At 62.9% G+C, this 17,207-nt stretch carries 13 protein-coding genes and 1 tRNA gene; all 14 read right to left on the bottom strand.

What is annotated here, in order from left to right:
- Positions 1–506, bottom strand: a 506-nt coding sequence (locus tag QOL57_RS21320) for a GTP-binding protein (protein ID WP_283401539.1), incomplete at its 3' end; no start/stop codon positions are given.
- Positions 507–558: 52 nt separating this feature from the next.
- The gene (gene fusA / locus QOL57_RS21325) at positions 559–2,700 is read right to left on the bottom strand and encodes an elongation factor G (protein ID WP_089238999.1); all 2,142 of its coding nucleotides are present in this window, start codon (positions 2,698–2,700) and stop codon (positions 559–561) included.
- 138 nt (positions 2,701–2,838) lie between these two features.
- A complete protein-coding gene (rpsG, locus tag QOL57_RS21330) occupies positions 2,839–3,306 on the bottom strand; it encodes a 30S ribosomal protein S7 (RefSeq protein ID WP_089238997.1) in 468 nt (155 codons plus the stop codon).
- 12 nt (positions 3,307–3,318) lie between these two features.
- Positions 3,319–3,693: a 30S ribosomal protein S12 gene (rpsL, locus tag QOL57_RS21335; protein WP_025879344.1), complete on the bottom strand. Its 375-nt coding sequence runs from the start codon at positions 3,691–3,693 to the stop codon at positions 3,319–3,321.
- Positions 3,694–4,087: 394 nt separating this feature from the next.
- The gene (gene rpoC, locus QOL57_RS21340; RefSeq protein ID WP_089238995.1) at positions 4,088–8,329 is read right to left on the bottom strand and encodes a DNA-directed RNA polymerase subunit beta'; all 4,242 of its coding nucleotides are present in this window, start codon (positions 8,327–8,329) and stop codon (positions 4,088–4,090) included.
- Between the two features lie 89 nt (positions 8,330–8,418).
- Positions 8,419–12,573 carry a DNA-directed RNA polymerase subunit beta gene (gene rpoB, locus QOL57_RS21345; RefSeq protein ID WP_089238993.1) on the bottom strand — a complete coding sequence of 1,385 codons (4,155 nt, stop codon included), beginning with the start codon at positions 12,571–12,573 and terminating at the stop codon, positions 8,419–8,421.
- A 326-nt stretch (positions 12,574–12,899) separates the two neighbouring features.
- On the bottom strand, positions 12,900–13,265 hold the full coding sequence (gene rplL / locus QOL57_RS21350; RefSeq protein ID WP_025879347.1) for a 50S ribosomal protein L7/L12: 366 nt from the start codon (positions 13,263–13,265) through the stop codon (positions 12,900–12,902).
- 63 nt (positions 13,266–13,328) lie between these two features.
- A complete protein-coding gene (gene rplJ, locus QOL57_RS21355; RefSeq protein WP_089238991.1) occupies positions 13,329–13,865 on the bottom strand; it encodes a 50S ribosomal protein L10 in 537 nt (178 codons plus the stop codon).
- Positions 13,866–14,253: 388 nt separating this feature from the next.
- Positions 14,254–14,952, bottom strand: a complete 699-nt coding sequence (gene rplA, locus QOL57_RS21360; RefSeq protein WP_089238989.1) for a 50S ribosomal protein L1 — start codon at positions 14,950–14,952, stop codon at positions 14,254–14,256.
- Between the two features lie 4 nt (positions 14,953–14,956).
- Positions 14,957–15,385, bottom strand: a complete 429-nt coding sequence (gene rplK / locus QOL57_RS21365; RefSeq protein WP_004145248.1) for a 50S ribosomal protein L11 — start codon at positions 15,383–15,385, stop codon at positions 14,957–14,959.
- 196 nt (positions 15,386–15,581) lie between these two features.
- Positions 15,582–16,142: a transcription termination/antitermination protein NusG gene (gene nusG, locus QOL57_RS21370; RefSeq protein ID WP_025879350.1), complete on the bottom strand. Its 561-nt coding sequence runs from the start codon at positions 16,140–16,142 to the stop codon at positions 15,582–15,584.
- A gap of 10 nt (positions 16,143–16,152) precedes the next feature.
- Positions 16,153–16,566: a preprotein translocase subunit SecE gene (gene secE, locus QOL57_RS21375; protein ID WP_089238987.1), complete on the bottom strand. Its 414-nt coding sequence runs from the start codon at positions 16,564–16,566 to the stop codon at positions 16,153–16,155.
- 48 nt (positions 16,567–16,614) lie between these two features.
- Positions 16,615–16,690, bottom strand: a tRNA-Trp gene (locus QOL57_RS21380).
- Positions 16,691–16,791: 101 nt separating this feature from the next.
- Positions 16,792–17,207 (bottom strand): EF-Tu/IF-2/RF-3 family GTPase (locus QOL57_RS21385; protein ID WP_343238823.1); only part of this gene is annotated, 416 nt, incomplete at its 5' end.

Here is a 17,207-nt window from a genome sequence, read left to right on the forward strand (position 1 = left end):
GGGGTGTCGTCGCCCGGGAAGTCGTACTTGCTCAGCAGCTCGCGGACTTCCATTTCGACCAGTTCCAGCAGCTCGGCATCGTCAACCATGTCGGCCTTGTTCAGGAACACGACGATGTACGGCACGCCGACCTGACGCGACAGCAGGATGTGCTCGCGGGTCTGCGGCATCGGGCCGTCAGCGGCCGAGCACACCAGGATCGCGCCGTCCATCTGGGCAGCACCGGTGATCATGTTCTTGACGTAGTCAGCATGACCCGGGCAATCGACGTGGGCGTAGTGACGAACGGTGGATTCGTATTCGACGTGCGCGGTCGAGATCGTGATGCCACGTGCCTTTTCTTCCGGCGCGGCGTCGATCGCGGAGTAATCCTTGAACTCGCCACCGAAGCGCTCGGCACCGATCTTGGTCAGTGCGGCGGTCAGCGTGGTCTTGCCGTGATCGACGTGACCGATGGTGCCGACGTTGACGTGCGGCTTGGTGCGCTCGAACTTACCCTTTGCCATTTCTTTCTACCTTATTGGTTCGTAAGTGGTTTGGAGGACCTGAGCGTTACGCTCAGGCCTTCTTCATGACTTCGTCGGCGATGTTGTTCGGCGCCGGCTCGTAGTGGTCAAATTCCATCGTGAAGGTGGCGCGGCCCTGGGTCTGCGAACGCAGCGAGGTCGCGTAGCCAAACATTTCGCCCAGCGGAATCATCGCGTTGATGATGCTGGCCGAACCGTCACCGGTGGTATCAGAACCCTGCAGAACGCCGCGACGACGGCTGACGTCGCCCATCACGTCACCCTGGTAATCCTCCGGGGTCACGATCTCGACCTTCATGATCGGCTCCAGCAGGACCGGCTTGGCCTTGCGGAAGCCTTCCTTGAAGGCCATCGAGGAAGCGAGCTTGAACGCCATTTCCGAGGAGTCGACGTCGTGGTACGAGCCGAACACCAGCTTCACCTTGACGTCCACGACCGGGAAGCCAGCCAGCGGACCGCTGGTGATGGTTTCGCGCAGGCCCTTTTCGATCGACGGGATGAATTCCTTCGGAATCACGCCACCGGTGATGTCGTTGATGAACAGGAAGTCGTCCTTGATGCCGGCAGCGATCTTCGGATCTGCACGATCGGCCTCGGTGATCGGCGACAGTTCGATCACGACGTGACCGTACTGACCCTTACCACCAGACTGCTTGGCGTGCTTGTAGTCCGACTTCACGTCCGACAGGGTGATCGTTTCGCGGTACGCCACCTGCGGCTTGCCGACGTTGGCTTCAACGTTGAACTCGCGCTTCATGCGGTCAACGATGATGTCCAGGTGCAGCTCGCCCATGCCCGAGATGATGGTCTGGCCGGATTCTTCGTCGGTCTTGACGCGGAACGACGGATCTTCCTGTGCCAGACGACCCAGTGCCAGACCCATCTTTTCCTGGTCGGACTTGGTCTTCGGCTCGACAGCCATCGAAATGACCGGCTCCGGGAACACCATGCGCTCGAGGATGATCGGCTGATCCATGGAGCACAGGGTGTCACCCGTAGTGGTGTCCTTCAGGCCCACGGCAGCGGCGATGTCGCCGGCCAGAACCTCCTTGATTTCTTCGCGGTTGTTGGAGTGCATCTGCAGGATACGGCCGATGCGCTCCTTCTTGCCCTTCACCGAGTTCAGCAGCTGGTCGCCTGCATTCAGCGTGCCCGAGTAGACACGGAAGAAGGTCAGCGCGCCGACGAACGGATCGGTGATGATCTTGAAGGCCAGGGCCGAGAACGGAGCCTTGTCGTCAGACTTGCGGCTCATTTCCTTGGTTTCATCGTCAACGTCGGTACCGGTCACGTCCGGCACGTCGATCGGCGACGGCAGCAGCTGGATCACGCCGTCCAGCATGGCCTGCACGCCCTTGTTCTTGAACGCCGAGCCGCAGTACATCGGCACGATGTCGGTGGCCAGGGTGCGCACGCGCAGGGCTTCGATGATCTCGGCCTCGGTCAGCTCGTCGCCGCCCAGGTACTTGTCCATCAGCTCTTCGCTGGCTTCTGCAGCCGCTTCGATCATGAAGGTACGGGCTTCGGTCGCTTCAGCGAGCAGGTCGGCCGGCACATCGCTGTACTCGAACTTCATGCCCTGCGAAGCCTCATCCCAATGGATGGCCTTCATCTTCAGCAGATCGACGACACCCTTGAAGCCTTCCTCAGCGCCGATCGGCAGCTGCATCGGAACGGCCTTGGCACCCAGCTTCGCCTTCAGCTGGCCAACGACCTTGCTGAAGTTGGCACCGGTACGGTCCATCTTGTTGACGAACGCGATGCGCGGCACCTTGTAACGGTTGGCCTGGCGCCACACGGTTTCCGACTGCGGCTGCACGCCACCGACGGCGCACAGCACGAAGACGGCGCCGTCGAGCACGCGCAGCGAGCGCTCCACTTCGATGGTGAAGTCGACGTGCCCGGGGGTGTCGATGATGTTGAAGCGGTGCTCCGGCAGGGACTTGTCCATGCCCTTCCAGAACGCGGTGGTCGCAGCGGACTGGATCGTGATGCCACGCTCCTGCTCCTGCTCCATCCAGTCCATGGTGGCGGCGCCGTCATGCACTTCACCGATCTTGTGGCTCTTGCCGGTGTAGAACAGGATGCGCTCGGACGTGGTGGTCTTGCCGGCATCGATGTGAGCCATGATGCCGAAATTGCGGTAACGCTCGATGGGAGTGGAACGGGCCACGGGGAGCCTCTCAGATTTCTTGGATTTCGGATGGCCGAACGCCGCCTTTCGGCGGCCTTCGGATTGGCGCAGCCCTTCTGGGGCCGCGAGGCAGCACCGAGATGGTGCTGCCCTGCCTGTTTTACAAGGCCGTCAAACTCACCAGCGGTAGTGGGCGAATGCCTTGTTGGCTTCGGCCATGCGGTGGGTTTCTTCGCGCTTCTTGATGGCGCCGCCACGGTTTTCCGCAGCGTCGATCAGTTCAGCGGCCAGCTTCTTCGGCATGGTGTTCTCACCACGCTTGCGCGCGGAGTCGATCAGCCAACGCATGGCCAGGGCCATCTTGCGCGAGGCGCGCACTTCGACCGGCACCTGATAGGTGGCACCACCGACACGGCGGGACTTGACTTCGACCGACGGAGCCACGTTTTCCAGAGCCTTCTGAACCAGCTCGACGGAATTCGGGTTCTTCTCACCGATCACGTCCATGGCGCCATAGACGATCTTTTCAGCGACCGACTTCTTGCCGCTCAGCATCACCATGTTGATGAAACGGGCGATGGTTTCGCTTCCGTGCTTCGGATCCGGCAGGACTGCGCGCTGCGGCGTATTACCTTTACGAGACATGTGTGCTTTCCCTTAGCTCTTCGGACGCTTGGCGCCGTACTTGGAACGGCCCTGGCGACGCTTGGCAACGCCGGAGGCGTCGAGCGAACCACGAACGGTGTGGTAACGCACACCCGGCAGATCCTTGACGCGACCGCCACGGATCAGGACCACGGAGTGCTCCTGCAGGTTGTGGCCTTCACCGCCGATGTAGGAAATCACTTCTTCCTGGTTGGTCAGGCGAACCTTGGCAACCTTGCGAAGCGCCGAGTTCGGCTTCTTCGGAGTAGTGGTGTAAACGCGCGTGCAGACGCCACGGCGCTGGGGGCACTTTTCGAGAGCCGGCGAGGCGCTCTTATAAGTGGTTGCCTGCCGCGGCTTGCGGACAAGCTGATTGATCGTCGCCATCAGTATGTTCTTCTGAGAGAGGCCGAAAAAAACCGGCCATGAATGCGGATATGTGCGAGCAGGCGAAAAACCGGCCTGCTGAGACAGACGATTGTAGCAACCTGGCGAAAACGCGGTCAAATGCGCACACGCCAAGCCAGCCCTGATCCTGGGCCGTTACAGGGGAGCCTTCTCCATGCCCCCCGTTCAGGTTGTCGTCCGACCCATCGCTGGGCCGGGCGGCATCCTACCTCATCGAAAGCCAACAGACCAGCGGCCCGGGCCCTCGATTGCAGATCCGGCCGGAACCGGTGCTGCGTGATGCTTGTCCGGCACGAGGCCGGACCGTACGGCAGGGACCGACCGATGGCCGTCCCCTGCCCGATCGAGGTCCGGCCGAAGCCGGACCCGCCGATCAATCCTCGGCCTGCTCGGCGTCGGTCGATTCCACCACCACTTCCGGTGCTGCCACGGCCACCGGGGCTGCAGCTGCCGGGGTACCGGCGAGGGTCTGCATTTCCGAGTCGGTCAGCCCGCTCGCGTTGCGGCGGCGGTTGGCGTGGTAGGACAGACCGGTACCGGCCGGAATCAGACGGCCGACGATCACGTTTTCCTTCAGGCCGCGCAGGTTGTCCTTGGTGCCGCGGACGGCAGCCTCGGTCAGCACGCGGGTGGTCTCCTGGAAGGAGGCCGCCGAGATGAACGATTCGGTTGCCAGCGAGGCCTTGGTGATGCCGAGCAGGACCGGATCGAAACGAGCGATCAGCTCGTTGCGGGTGGTCAGGCGTGCATTTTCCTCGATGACGCGCTGGCGCTCGACCTGTTCGCCGTTCAGGAACTTGCTGCTGCCCTGATCGGTGATCTCGACCTTGCGCAGCATCTGGCGGGTGATCACCTCGATGTGCTTGTCGTTGATCTTCACGCCCTGCAGGCGGTACACGTCCTGGATTTCCTTGACCAGGTAGGCGGCCAGCGGCTCGACACCCAGCAGACGCAGGATGTCCTGCGGGCTCGGCTCGCCGTCGACGATGGTTTCGCCCTTGGTCACGTGCTCACCTTCGAACACGATGACCTGACGGTACTTCGGAATCAGCTCTTCGTGCTCCGAACCATCGGTGTCCTTGATGATCAGGCGCTGCTTGCCCTTGGTGTCCTTGCCGAAGCTGATGATGCCCGAACGCTCGGCCAGCACCGCCGGATCCTTCGGCTTGCGCGCTTCGAACAGATCGGCCACGCGCGGCAGACCACCGGTGATGTCGCGGGTCTTGGACGCTTCCTGCGGGATCTTGGCAACCACGTCACCCACGCCGACGGCAGCGCCGTCCTGCAGGTTGACGATCGAGCGCGGCGGCAGCAGGTACTGCGCCGGCAGGTCGGTGCCCGGAATCGACAGGTCGTTGCCCTTGCCATCGACGATGCGGACGATCGGGCGCAGATCCTTCGCCTGGGCGCCGCGGCGCTTCGGGTCGGTGATTTCGCGCGATGCCAGGCCGGTCAGCTCATCGGTCTTCTCGATGACGGTGATGCCGTCGACGAAGTCGATGAAGCGGATGAAACCAGCCACTTCCGAAACGATCGGGTGGTTATGCGGATCCCAGTTGGCCACGGTCTGGCCAGCCTTGACCGCATCACCGTCCTTGGAGGTGATGGTTGCGCCGTACGGCAGCTTGTAACGCTCGCGCTCACGGCCGTGCGCATCGAGCACCGACATTTCGCCCGAGCGCGACACCGCGACCAGCGAGCCGTTGGCATGGGAAACCGACTTGAGGTTGCTGAACTTGACCGAGCCGGTGGTCTTGACGGTGATGTTGTCGACCGCAGCAGCTCGCGATGCCGCACCACCGATGTGGAACGTACGCATCGTCAGCTGGGTACCCGGCTCACCGATGGACTGGGCGGCGATGACGCCGACCGCTTCACCGATGTTGACCAGGTGGCCACGGGCCAGATCGCGGCCGTAGCAGCGACCGCAGACACCGAAGGCCGATTCGCAGGAGATCGTCGAGCGGACCTTGATGGTCTGCACGCTGGCCTCTTCAAGCTTGGCGACCCACGCTTCGTCGAGCAGGGTGTTGCGGGTGACGATCGGATCTTCGTCGTTGCCCGGCAGGAACACGTCCTCGGCAACCACGCGACCCAGCACGCGATCCTTCAACGGCTCGACCACGTCGCCGCCTTCAACGATCGGGGTCATGATCAGGCCTTCGGTGGTACCGCAATCCACCTCGGTGATCACCACGTCCTGCGCCACGTCGACCAGACGACGGGTCAGGTAACCCGAGTTCGCCGTCTTCAGCGCGGTATCGGCCAGACCCTTACGGGCACCGTGGGTGGAGTTGAAGTACTCCTGCACGTTCAGGCCTTCGCGGAAGTTCGCCTTGATGGGCGTCTCGATGATCGAGCCATCGGGACGGGCCATCAGGCCACGCATGCCGGCCAGCTGACGGATCTGCGCCTGGCTACCACGCGCACCGGAGTCGGCCATGATGTACAGGGAGTTCATCGACTTCTGGTCGATGGTCTCGCCCTTGGCATTGATGACCTTCTCGGTACCGATGGTGTCCATCATCGCCTTGGCGATGCGCTCATTGGTGCGCGACCAGATGTCGACCACCTTGTTGTAGCGCTCGCCGGCGGTGACCAGGCCCGACTGGTACTGCTCCTGGATTTCCAGCACTTCGGCTTCGGCCTCGGTGAGGATGCCCTTCTTCTCGTCCGGGATCAGCATGTCGTCGATGCCGATCGAGACGCCGGCGCGGGTCGCGTAGGCGAAGCCGGTGTACATCAGCTTGTCGGCGAACACGACCGTGTCCTTCAGACCCAGCTGGCGGTAGCTGGAGTTGATCAGGCGGCTGATGTTCTTCTTGGTCAGCTCGGTGTTGGCCAGCGCGAACGGCAGGCCTTCCGGCAGGATTTCAGCCAGCAGGGCGCGACCGATGGTGGTATCCACGATCGAGGTCTTGCTCTGCTTGTTGCCTTCCTCGTCGGTCACCACCTCGGTAATGCGGACCTTGACGCGCGCGTGCAGTTCCACCACGCGGTTGTCGTAGGCGCGCTTGACTTCGGCGATGTTGGCGAAGGCCATGCCCTCGCCCTTCTTGTTCTCCAGCGAGCGGGTCATGTAGTACAGACCCAGCACGACGTCCTGCGACGGCACGATGATCGGCTCGCCGTTGGCCGGCGACAGGATGTTGTTGGTGGACATCATCAGCGCACGCGCTTCCAGCTGGGCTTCCAGCGAGAGCGGCACGTGGACGGCCATCTGGTCACCGTCGAAGTCGGCGTTGAACGCGGTGCAGACCAGCGGGTGCAGCTGGATGGCCTTGCCTTCGATCAGGACCGGCTCGAAGGCCTGGATGCCCAGACGGTGCAGGGTCGGCGCACGGTTCAGCATCACCGGATGCTCGCGGATGACCTCTTCCAGGATGTCCCAGACTTCGGCTTCTTCGCGCTCGACCAGCTTCTTGGCGGCCTTGATGGTGGTGGCCAGGCCACGACGCTGCAGCTTGGCGAACACGAACGGCTTGAACAGTTCGAGTGCCATCTTCTTCGGCAGGCCGCACTGGTGCAGGCGCAGGTACGGACCGACCACGATGACCGAACGGCCCGAGTAGTCGACGCGCTTGCCGAGCAGGTTCTGACGGAAGCGACCCTGCTTGCCCTTGATCATGTCGGCCAGCGACTTCAGCGGGCGCTTGTTGGTGCCGGTGATGGCACGGCCGCGACGGCCGTTGTCCAGCAGCGCATCGACCGATTCCTGCAGCATGCGCTTTTCATTGCGCACGATGATGTCCGGCGCGCTCAGTTCGAGCAGGCGGCGCAGGCGGTTGTTGCGGTTGATGACGCGGCGGTACAGGTCGTTCAGATCGGAGGTCGCGAAGCGGCCACCATCCAGCGGAACCAGCGGACGCAGGTCCGGCGGCAGCACCGGCAGCACGGTCATGACCATCCACTCCGGACGGTTGCCCGATTCCAGGAAGGCTTCGATCAGCTTGATGCGCTTGGTGAGGCGCTTCAGCTTGGTTTCCGAACCGGTGCTGGCGATTTCTTCGCGCAGGCGGGTCATTTCCGACTGCAGGTCGATGGTGCGCAGCAGTTCGTACACGGCCTCGGCACCCATGGCGGCGTCGAAGTCGTCACCGTGCTCCTGGCGGGCCTGCAGGTACTGTTCTTCGGTCAGCAGCTGGCGGCGCTCCAAGGCGGTCAGGCCCGGCTCGGTCACCACGTAGGCTTCGAAGTACAGCACGCGCTCGATATCGCGCAGGGTCATGTCCAGCATCAGGCCGATGCGCGACGGCAGCGACTTCAGGAACCAGATGTGTGCGACCGGCGAAGCCAGGTCGATGTGGCCCATGCGCTCACGACGCACCTTGGCCAGGGTCACTTCGGTGCCGCACTTCTCGCAGACCACGCCGCGGTGCTTCATGCGCTTGTACTTGCCGCACAGGCACTCGTAGTCCTTGACCGGTCCGAAGATGGCGGCGCAGAACAGGCCGTCACGTTCCGGCTTGAAGGTACGGTAGTTGATGGTTTCCGGCTTCTTCACTTCGCCGAAGGACCACGAACGGATCAGGTCCGGCGAAGCCAGCGCGATCTTGATCGCGTCGAAGTCCAGCGTCTGGCGCTGCTGGTTGAAGAGGTTGAGCAGGTCTTTCATGGTGTTCTCCAGAAGGAGGAATGCTGTGTCGATGGGCTTTCAGTTGACTGCCAGCGGCGCGGCGGCGTTGACCGCCGCGCCGGCGTGGATCAGTTGTCTTCCAGTTCCATGTTGATGGCCAGCGAGCGGATTTCCTTCACAAGCACGTTGAAGGATTCCGGCATGCCCGCGACCATCTCGTGCTCACCGTCGACGATGTTCTTGTACATCTGGTTGCGGCCCTGCACGTCATCGGACTTCACCGTCAACATTTCCTGCAGGGTGTAGGCCGCGCCGTAGGCTTCCAGCGCCCAGACTTCCATTTCACCGAAGCGCTGGCCGCCGAACTGCGCCTTGCCGCCCAGCGGCTGCTGGGTGACGAGCGAGTACGGACCGGTCGAACGGGCATGCATCTTGTCGTCGACCAGGTGGTTCAGCTTCAGGTAGTGCATGTAGCCAACGGTGGTGTGGCGATCGAAGGCTTCACCGGTGCGGCCGTCATACAGCTGGGTCTGGCCACTGCTCGGCAGGTCGGCCAGTTCCAGCATGCGCTTGATTTCCGCTTCGGTGGCACCGTCGAACACCGGGGTGGCCATCGGCACGCCGTCGAACAGGTTGCGGGCCAGGCGCAGCAGTTCCTCGTCGCTGAACTGCGACAGGTCGACACGGTTGGCCACGTTGGTGTCATCGTGGTTGTAGATGTCGTCCAGGAACTTGCGCAGGTCGGCGACCGCCGCCTGGGCTTCCAGCATCGCCTGGATCTTGCGACCCAGACCCTTGGCAGCCCAGCCCAGGTGCACTTCCAGGATCTGCCCGATGTTCATACGCGACGGTACGCCCAGCGGGTTCAGCACGATGTCCACGGTTTCGCCCGAGGCCATGTACGGCATGTCCTCGACCGGCACCACGTTGGACACCACACCCTTGTTGCCGTGGCGGCCTGCCATCTTGTCGCCCGGCTGGATGCGGCGCTTCACGGCCAGGAACACCTTGACCATCTTCAGCACGCCCGGAGCCAGATCGTCGCCCGCGGTGATCTTGCCGCGCTTGTCGGCGAAGCGACGCTCGAATTCCTTCTCGTGCGCCTGGATCTGCTTCTGTGCGCGTTCGATGGCTTCGGCAGCGTCCTCGTCCTTCATGCGCAGCACGAACCAGTCGGCCTTCTTCAGGCCATCCAGGTAGGCGTCGGAGATGACGTCGCCCTTCTTCAGGCCGGCGCCACCGTTGACCACCTTGCCCACGATCTGCGAACGCAGACGCATGTAGATGGCCGCTTCCAGGATGCGGAACTGGTCGTCGAAGTCCTTCTTGACGCGCTTGATTTCAGACTCTTCGATCTGACGGGCGCGCTTGTCCTTCTCGATGCCATCGCGGGTGAAGACCTGCACGTCGATGACGGTGCCGTCCATGCCCGGCGGCACGCGCAGCGAGCTGTCCTTCACGTCCGAAGCCTTCTCGCCGAAGATCGCGCGCAGCAGCTTCTCTTCCGGGGTCAGCTGGCTTTCGCCCTTCGGGGTGACCTTGCCGACCATGATGTCGCCAGCGCGGACTTCGGCACCGATGTACACCACGCCGCTCTCGTCCAGACGGTTCAGCGCCTGCTCGGAGACGTTCGGGATGTCGGCGGAGATTTCCTCCGGCCCCAGCTTGGTGTCACGCGCAACGCAGGTCAGCTCTTCGATGTGGATCGTGGTGTAGCGATCCTCTTCCACCACGCGCTCGGAGAGCAGGATGGAGTCTTCGAAGTTGTAGCCGTTCCACGGCATGAAGGCGATCAGCATGTTCTGGCCCAGGGCCAGTTCACCGATGTCGGTGGACGGACCATCGGCCAGCACGTCGCCACGCGCCACCACGTTGCCCACTTCCACCAGCGGACGCTGGTTGATGCAGGTGTTCTGGTTGGAGCGGGTGTACTTGATCAGGTTGTAGATGTCGACGCCGGCATCGGACGCATCGGTGATCTCGGCTTCGTTGACCTTGACCACGATGCGGGCGGCGTCGATCTGCACGATCTCACCACCACGACGGGCGTTCACGGTCACACCCGAGTCACGCGCCACGGCGCGCTCGATGCCGGTACCGACCAGCGGCTTCTGCGCACGCAGGGTCGGCACGGCCTGACGCTGCATGTTGGCGCCCATCAGTGCGCGGTTGGCGTCATCGTGCTCCAGGAACGGAACCAGCGCAGCCGCGATCGACACGGTCTGCATCGGCGAGACGTCCATGAAGTGGACTTCCGCCGGCGGCTTCAGCAGCGATTCGCCCTGGTAACGGCAGGGAACGAACTGCTCGGTCAGCACGCTGTTGGCATCGGTCAGGGCGTTGGCCTGGGCGATGACGTACTCGTTTTCTTCGATGGCCGACAGGAACTCGACTTCGTCGAAGACCTTGCCGTCCACGACCTTGCGGTACGGGGTCTCGAGGAAACCGTACTGGTTGGTGCGGGCGTACACGGCCAGCGAGTTGATCAGGCCGATGTTCGGGCCTTCCGGCGTTTCGATGGTGCAGACGCGGCCGTAATGGGTCGGGTGCACGTCGCGCACTTCGAAGCCGGCGCGCTCACGGGTCAGGCCGCCCGGGCCCAGGGCCGAGACGCGACGCTTGTGGGTCACTTCCGACAGCGGGTTGTTCTGATCCATGAACTGCGACAGCTGCGAGGAGCCGAAGAATTCCTTGATCGCCGCAGCCACCGGCTTGGCGTTGATCAGCTCCTGCGGGGTCAGGCCTTCCGACTCTGCCATCGACAGGCGTTCCTTGACCGCGCGCTCGACGCGGACCAGGCCCACGCGGAACACGTTCTCGGCCATTTCACCGACCGAACGCACGCGGCGGTTGCCCAGGTGATCGATGTCATCGACCACGCCACGACCGTTGCGGATCTCGGTCAGGACCTTGATCACGTCCAGGATGTCCGAGCTGTCGCCGTGGGCGGCAACCAGGCGCTTGGACTCTTCGTCGTTACGCTCGCCGTAGTACTTGCGGTCGTACAGCACGGCTTCGCCGGTGGTTTCCTTGCGGCCCACGCGACGGTTGAACTTCATGCGGCCGACGGCGGACAGGTCGTAGCGCTCGAAGGTGAAGAACAGGTTGTGGAACAGGTTCTGCGCAGCATCCTTGGTCGGCGGCTCGCCCGGACGCATCATGCGATAGATCTCGACCAGGGCTTCCAGCTGGGTCTTGGTCGGATCGATGCGCAGGGTGTTGGACAGGTACGGGCCACGATCCAGGTCGTTCACCCACAGGGTGCCCACGGCATCGACGCCGGCCTTGCGGAAGTTCTGCAGCTGCTCGTCGGTGATTTCGTCGTTGGCCTGGGCCAGCAGTTCACCGGTCGAGGCATCGACCACGTCGTGCGACAGGATGCGGCCGACGATGTAGTCGTCCGGCACGGCCAGGGCGGCAATGCCCGAGGCTTCCAGCTGCTTGATATGGCGCGCGGTGATGCGCTTGCCGGCTTCCACGATGACCTTGTCGCCGTCGGCGAGGTCGAAGCCCAGGGTTTCGCCGCGCAGGCGCTCCGGCACCAGCTCCAGCTGGACGCCTTCATCCGGGTTGATGTGGAAGGTGTTGATCTCGAAGAACTCGGCCAGCATCTCTTCGTTGCTGTAGCCAAGCGCACGCAGCAGGATCGACACCGGCAGCTTGCGGCGACGGTCGATACGGGTGAACAGCGCGTCCTTCGGGTCGAACTCGAAGTCCAGCCAGGAGCCGCGGTAAGGAATGATGCGGGCGCTGTACAGCAGCTTGCCCGAGCTGTGGGTCTTGCCACGGTCGTGGTCGAAGAACACGCCCGGCGAGCGGTGCAGCTGCGAGACGATGACGCGCTCGGTGCCGTTGACGATGAAGGTGCCGTTGTCGGTCATCAGCGGGATTTCGCCGAGGTAGACCTCCTGCTCCTTCACGTACTTGATGGCCTTGGTCGACGACTCGCGGTCGTAGATCACCAGGCGCACGGTCACGCGCAGCGGCGCACCGTAGCTCATGCCACGCTGACGGCACTCACGCTCGTCGAAGACCGGATCGCCCAGCTTGTAGCCGACGTATTCCAGGGCAGCATTGCCGCTGTAGCTGGCGATCGGGAAGACCGACTTCAGTGCAGCGTGCAGGCCGTGGTCCGTGCGCTTGGCCGGATCGACGTTTTCCTGCAGGAATTCACGGTAGGAATCCACCTGGATGGCGAGCAGGAACGGCACTTCGAGAATCGAACGCTGCTTGCCGAAATCCTTGCGGATACGCTTTTTTTCGGTGAACGAATAGGACGTCATGAGGTCTTCCACCTTGTTGTGCGAGTCGTGCGCCCACGACCCGAAGGGAACTTGAAATTGTCAGTTGGAAGTCGCTGGTATTGCCGGCACCAGCACGCCTTCTCCCGCTACTTCCAACTGCCAACTCGTCTGCATCCACTCCCCCGCCGCCGCGCGTTGCGCTGGCCGGCCAGGGTTTGACCGCAGCCCGTGTTGGGCTTTTTCACCGTATTTCCGTAGAACCGCGCCACGATTGACTGGCCCTACAACAACGACCAAAGGCCGGGGGCTTACGCCCCCAGCCTTGGCTGCATCGCCGGATTTCGATGGCGACGCAAAGGAAGTGCTTACTTGACTTCGACAGTCGCGCCAGCAGCTTCCAGGTCCTTCTTCATCTTCTCGGCTTCGTCCTTCGAAGCGTTGTCCTTCAGGACGCCGCCGGCTTCGGCCAGGTCCTTCGCTTCCTTCAGGCCCAGGCCGGTGATGGCGCGGACGGCCTTGATGACTTCGACCTTCTTGTCGCCAGCGGTCTTCAGGGTGACGACGAATTCGGTCTGCTCTTCAACGACGGCAGCCGGGCCAGCCACAGCAGCGGCGACCGGAGCAGCGGCGGAGACGCCGAACTTCTCTTCGATGGCCTTGACCAGCTCCATCACTTCCATCAGGGACTTCTCGGCGATGGCGTCGACGATCTGTTCGTTGGTAAGGGACATGATAATTACCTTTGGATGTTTTTCTGGATTGAGGTTCCGTCAGGAACCACGATTAGTCGAAACTCAGGCGGTCTCGGCGGCCGGTTCAGCAGCGTCGGCGGCGACGTCGCCACCATTCTGCTTGTCGCCGATTGCCTTGATGGCGCGGGCGAACATCGTGACCGGCTCGGTCAGGACGCGTGCCAGCATTGCCAGGGCCTGGTCGCGGGTCGGCAGCGAGGCCAACACGTCGACATGGCTTGCCGGGAACACTTCGCCGCCGATGGCGACGACCTTGGCCTGCAGCTTGTCGTTGCCCTTGGCGGCATCCTTGATCAGGCGACCGGCAGCGCCGGGCTCCTCAAGCGAGAACGCGTACAGCAGCGGACCAACGAGCTTGTCCTGTGCACATGCGAACTCGGTGCCTTCAACAGCACGCGACGCCAGGGTGTTCTTGACAACTTTCAAGAAAACGCCGGTTTCACGAGCCTGCTTACGCATCGCGGTCATCTGAGCGACCGTGGTGCCAGCGTATTCGGCTGCGATCAAGGAGTGGGCCTTGGCGGCGATGTCTGCCAGCTCCGCGACTACTTCTTGCTTCTGGGACAGATTGAGAGCCATTGCACTCCTCCGATTGAACTCCGCTTACGGCTCCTGCCGTGTGCGGTCCTGTGCGGCATCCGTCCTGGACGCCGGGAACATCGGAATGATGTTCCGGGGGGTGGGCCGTTCTAGACCTGGAGTGGGCCAACCTGGGTAACCCCAGACGTGCGTGAACCAGAAAAACTCCAGAAGGGCACCATCTACGCAGGGTGATTCCGGGGAATCGATTAAGCGTTCGTGGCTGCTCCGGCGGCGACTCCCTGCCAAATCGAGCTTCCGTGCCCGTCGCCGGCATACCACGACCGCACCTGCGGTCTTTGACGGCTACCACCGGCGATGGGTTGCCGGCGATGCCTTCAAATGTCACGACCGCGGGACCCGAGGGACCCGCGATCGCTTGAAACGATTACTTCAGGCTCAGCGACGACTGGTCGACGGTGACGCCCGGGCCCATCGTCGAGCTGACCGACACCTTCTGCAGGTACAGGCCCTTCGAGGTGGCCGGCTTGGCCTTGATCAGGTCCAGCAGCAGCGCGGTCAGGTTCGACTTCAGCGCGTCTTCGGCGAAGTCGGCCTTGCCGATGGTGCAGTGGATGATGCCGGCCTTGTCGGTGCGGTAACGCACCTGACCCGACTTGGCATTCTTCACAGCCTCACCCGGGTTCGGGGAGACGGTGCCGACCTTCGGGTTCGGCATCAGGCCGCGCGGGCCCAGCACGGTACCCAGCTTACCGACGACGCGCATTGCGTCCGGGGTCGCGATCACGACGTCGTAGTTCAGATCGCCGGCCTGCATCTTCTCGGCCAGGTCGTCCATACCGACGGCTTCGGCACCAGCGGCCAGGGCTTCATCAGCCTTGGCACCGGCCGGAGCGAAGACAGCGACGCGGACCGACTTGCCGGTACCAGCCGGCAGCACGGTGGAGCCACGGACCTGCTGGTCGGACTTCTTCGCGTCGACGCCCAGGCGCACAGCAACGTCGATCGACTCGACGAACTTGGCCTTGGTGGCGGTCTTCAGGATGTTGATTGCGTCCTCGAAGGCATACGCCTTACCCGGGACAACGGCGGCCTTGATGGCCTTTTCGCGCTTGTTCTGTGCCATCTGATTAACCCTCCACCACGAGGCCCATGGAACGGGCAGAGCCAGCGATGGTACGCACGGCGGCGTCCAGGTCGGCGGCAGTCAGATCCGGTTCCTTCGCCTTGGCGATCTCTTCCAGCTGCTTACGGGTGACCTTGCCGACCTTCTCGGTGTTCGGGCGCTTGGAGCCCGACGAGATGCCAGCGGCCTTCTTCAGCAGGGTGGTGGCCGGGGTGCTCTTGGTGATGAAGGTGAACGTACGGTCCGAATAGGCCGTGATGATCACCGGAACCGGCAGACCCGGCTCGAGCTTCTGCGTGGCGGCATTGAAGGCCTTGCAGAATTCCATGATGTTCAGGCCGCGCTGACCCAGCGCAGGACCGACCGGCGGCGAGGGGTTGGCCTGACCGGCCTTCACCTGCAGCTTGATATAACCGACAACTTTCTTTGCCATGTGAGTACTCTCCGGGTGCTAGCGCCTTGCGACAACAGGCTCCCCATCGGACCGGGAATCACGCGTCCCGGCATCGCGTTTTGAAATCATGCCGAAGGCCACCTTTCGGTGGCCTCGTCCCGCCAGCTTCCCAACGGGAGCCGCGCAGCATATCAGGTTTTTTCTTCACATGCCTGAAGCGGCATGTGAATACAGATCAGACGGCCTTTTCGACCTGACCGAACTCGAGCTCGACCGGGGTGGCGCGACCGAAGATCAGCACCGAGACGCGCAGACGGCTCTTCTCGTAGTTGACTTCTTCGACGACACCGTTGAAGTCGTTGAACGGACCTTCGGTGACGCGGACCATCTGGCCCGGCTCGAACAGCACCTTCGGACGCGGCTTCTCGACGCCTTCCTGGACACGGTTCAGGATCGCCTCGGCCTCGGAATCCGCGATCGGCAGCGGGCGATCGGCGGTTCCGCCGATGAAGCCCATGACGCGCGGGGTTTCCTTGACCAGATGCCAGCTTTCGTTGTCGATGCGCGGAATACCCGCTTCTTCGTGGGTCTCGATCTGGACCAGCACGTAACCCGGGAAGAACTTGCGCTCGGAACGGCGCTTCTGGCCGGCGCGCATTTCGATCACTTCCTCGGTCGGAACCAGGACGTCGCCGAAGCGCTCTTCCATGCCGTCACGGACGATGCGATCGCGCAGAGCCTGCGCCACCGACTTCTCGAAGCCCGAATAGGCGTGAACGACGTACCAACGCTTCATGCATTTCTCCTTAGCGGCTCAGGAACCACTGAGTCAGTTTCTGGATGAAGAAGTCGAACCCACCCAGCAGCAAGCTGAGGATCAGGACGACGACAATCACCACCCAGGTCATGCGAATGGCTTCCTGACGGGTCGGCCAAACCACTTTACGCAGTTCGAAACGCGACTCGGAGAGGAATTCGCGGGTGTCGCGCCCCTTGCCGGTCAGCATGAACACGCCGATACCGCCAACCAGGCCGACCACGACCGCCAACGCACGCAGCTGACCCGCCCACGTGCCCAGCTGGGCAGCGCGACCGGAGTCGGCGGAGAACCAGAACCAGACGAACAGACCTGCCAGCACCAGCAACGATGCGAGGACGTACTTGACGATATCCCCGCCTTGCGCGGAGGTGTCCTTGGAATGTTCGATCTTGCTATTCATCAGGCTGTGTCTGCTTTAGCGGCAGGGCCGCTGGGTAAGGTGGGCAGATGGCACGCCAGGAGGGACTCGAACCCCCAACCTGCGGTTTTGGAGACCGCTGCTCTGCCAATTGAGCTACTGGCGTACGTAGAAAACTTGCCTTCCCTTAGACGGCGAAGGCGGACCGAGGTTCCCGGCCCGCCACTCGCCAGACCGGCAGCGCTATGCGACCGCCGGCATGCAGGCTTACTCGAGGATGGTGGCAACCACGCCAGCACCGACGGTACGGCCACCCTCGCGGATTGCGAAGCGCAGACCGGCATCCATGGCGACCGGGTTGATCAGGGTGACAACCATCTTGATGTTGTCGCCCGGCATCACCATCTCGACGCCTTCCGGCAGCTCGACCGCACCGGTGATGTCGGTGGTACGGAAGTAGAACTGCGGACGGTAGCCCTTGAAGAACGGGGTGTGACGGCCGCCTTCGTCCTTCGACAGAACGTAGACTTCGGCGTCGAACTTGGTGTGCGGCTTGATCGAACCCGGCTTGGCCAGAACCTGGCCACGCTCGACGTCGTCACGCTTGGTGCCGCGCAGCAGCAGACCGGCGTTGTCGCCTGCCTGACCCTGGTCCAGCAGCTTGCGGAACATTTCCACGCCGG

Source organism: Stenotrophomonas sp. yr243, assembly GCF_900184195.1.
Lineage (GTDB): Bacteria > Pseudomonadota > Gammaproteobacteria > Xanthomonadales > Xanthomonadaceae > Stenotrophomonas > Stenotrophomonas lactitubi.

Coding starts and splice junctions, on each gene's coding strand:
- rplL (WP_025879347.1), bottom strand. CDS start 13,265: ATGTCCCTTACCAACGAACAGATCGTCGACGCCATCGCCGAGAAGTCC.
- rpoC (WP_089238995.1), bottom strand. CDS start 8,329: ATGAAAGACCTGCTCAACCTCTTCAACCAGCAGCGCCAGACGCTGGAC.
- secE (WP_089238987.1), bottom strand. CDS start 16,566: ATGAATAGCAAGATCGAACATTCCAAGGACACCTCCGCGCAAGGCGGG.
- rplK (WP_004145248.1), bottom strand. CDS start 15,385: ATGGCAAAGAAAGTTGTCGGTTATATCAAGCTGCAGGTGAAGGCCGGT.
- rpsL (WP_025879344.1), bottom strand. CDS start 3,693: ATGGCGACGATCAATCAGCTTGTCCGCAAGCCGCGGCAGGCAACCACT.
- rpsG (WP_089238997.1), bottom strand. CDS start 3,306: ATGTCTCGTAAAGGTAATACGCCGCAGCGCGCAGTCCTGCCGGATCCG.
- rpoB (WP_089238993.1), bottom strand. CDS start 12,573: ATGACGTCCTATTCGTTCACCGAAAAAAAGCGTATCCGCAAGGATTTC.
- nusG (WP_025879350.1), bottom strand. CDS start 16,142: ATGAAGCGTTGGTACGTCGTTCACGCCTATTCGGGCTTCGAGAAGTCG.
- rplJ (WP_089238991.1), bottom strand. CDS start 13,865: ATGGCTCTCAATCTGTCCCAGAAGCAAGAAGTAGTCGCGGAGCTGGCA.
- rplA (WP_089238989.1), bottom strand. CDS start 14,952: ATGGCACAGAACAAGCGCGAAAAGGCCATCAAGGCCGCCGTTGTCCCG.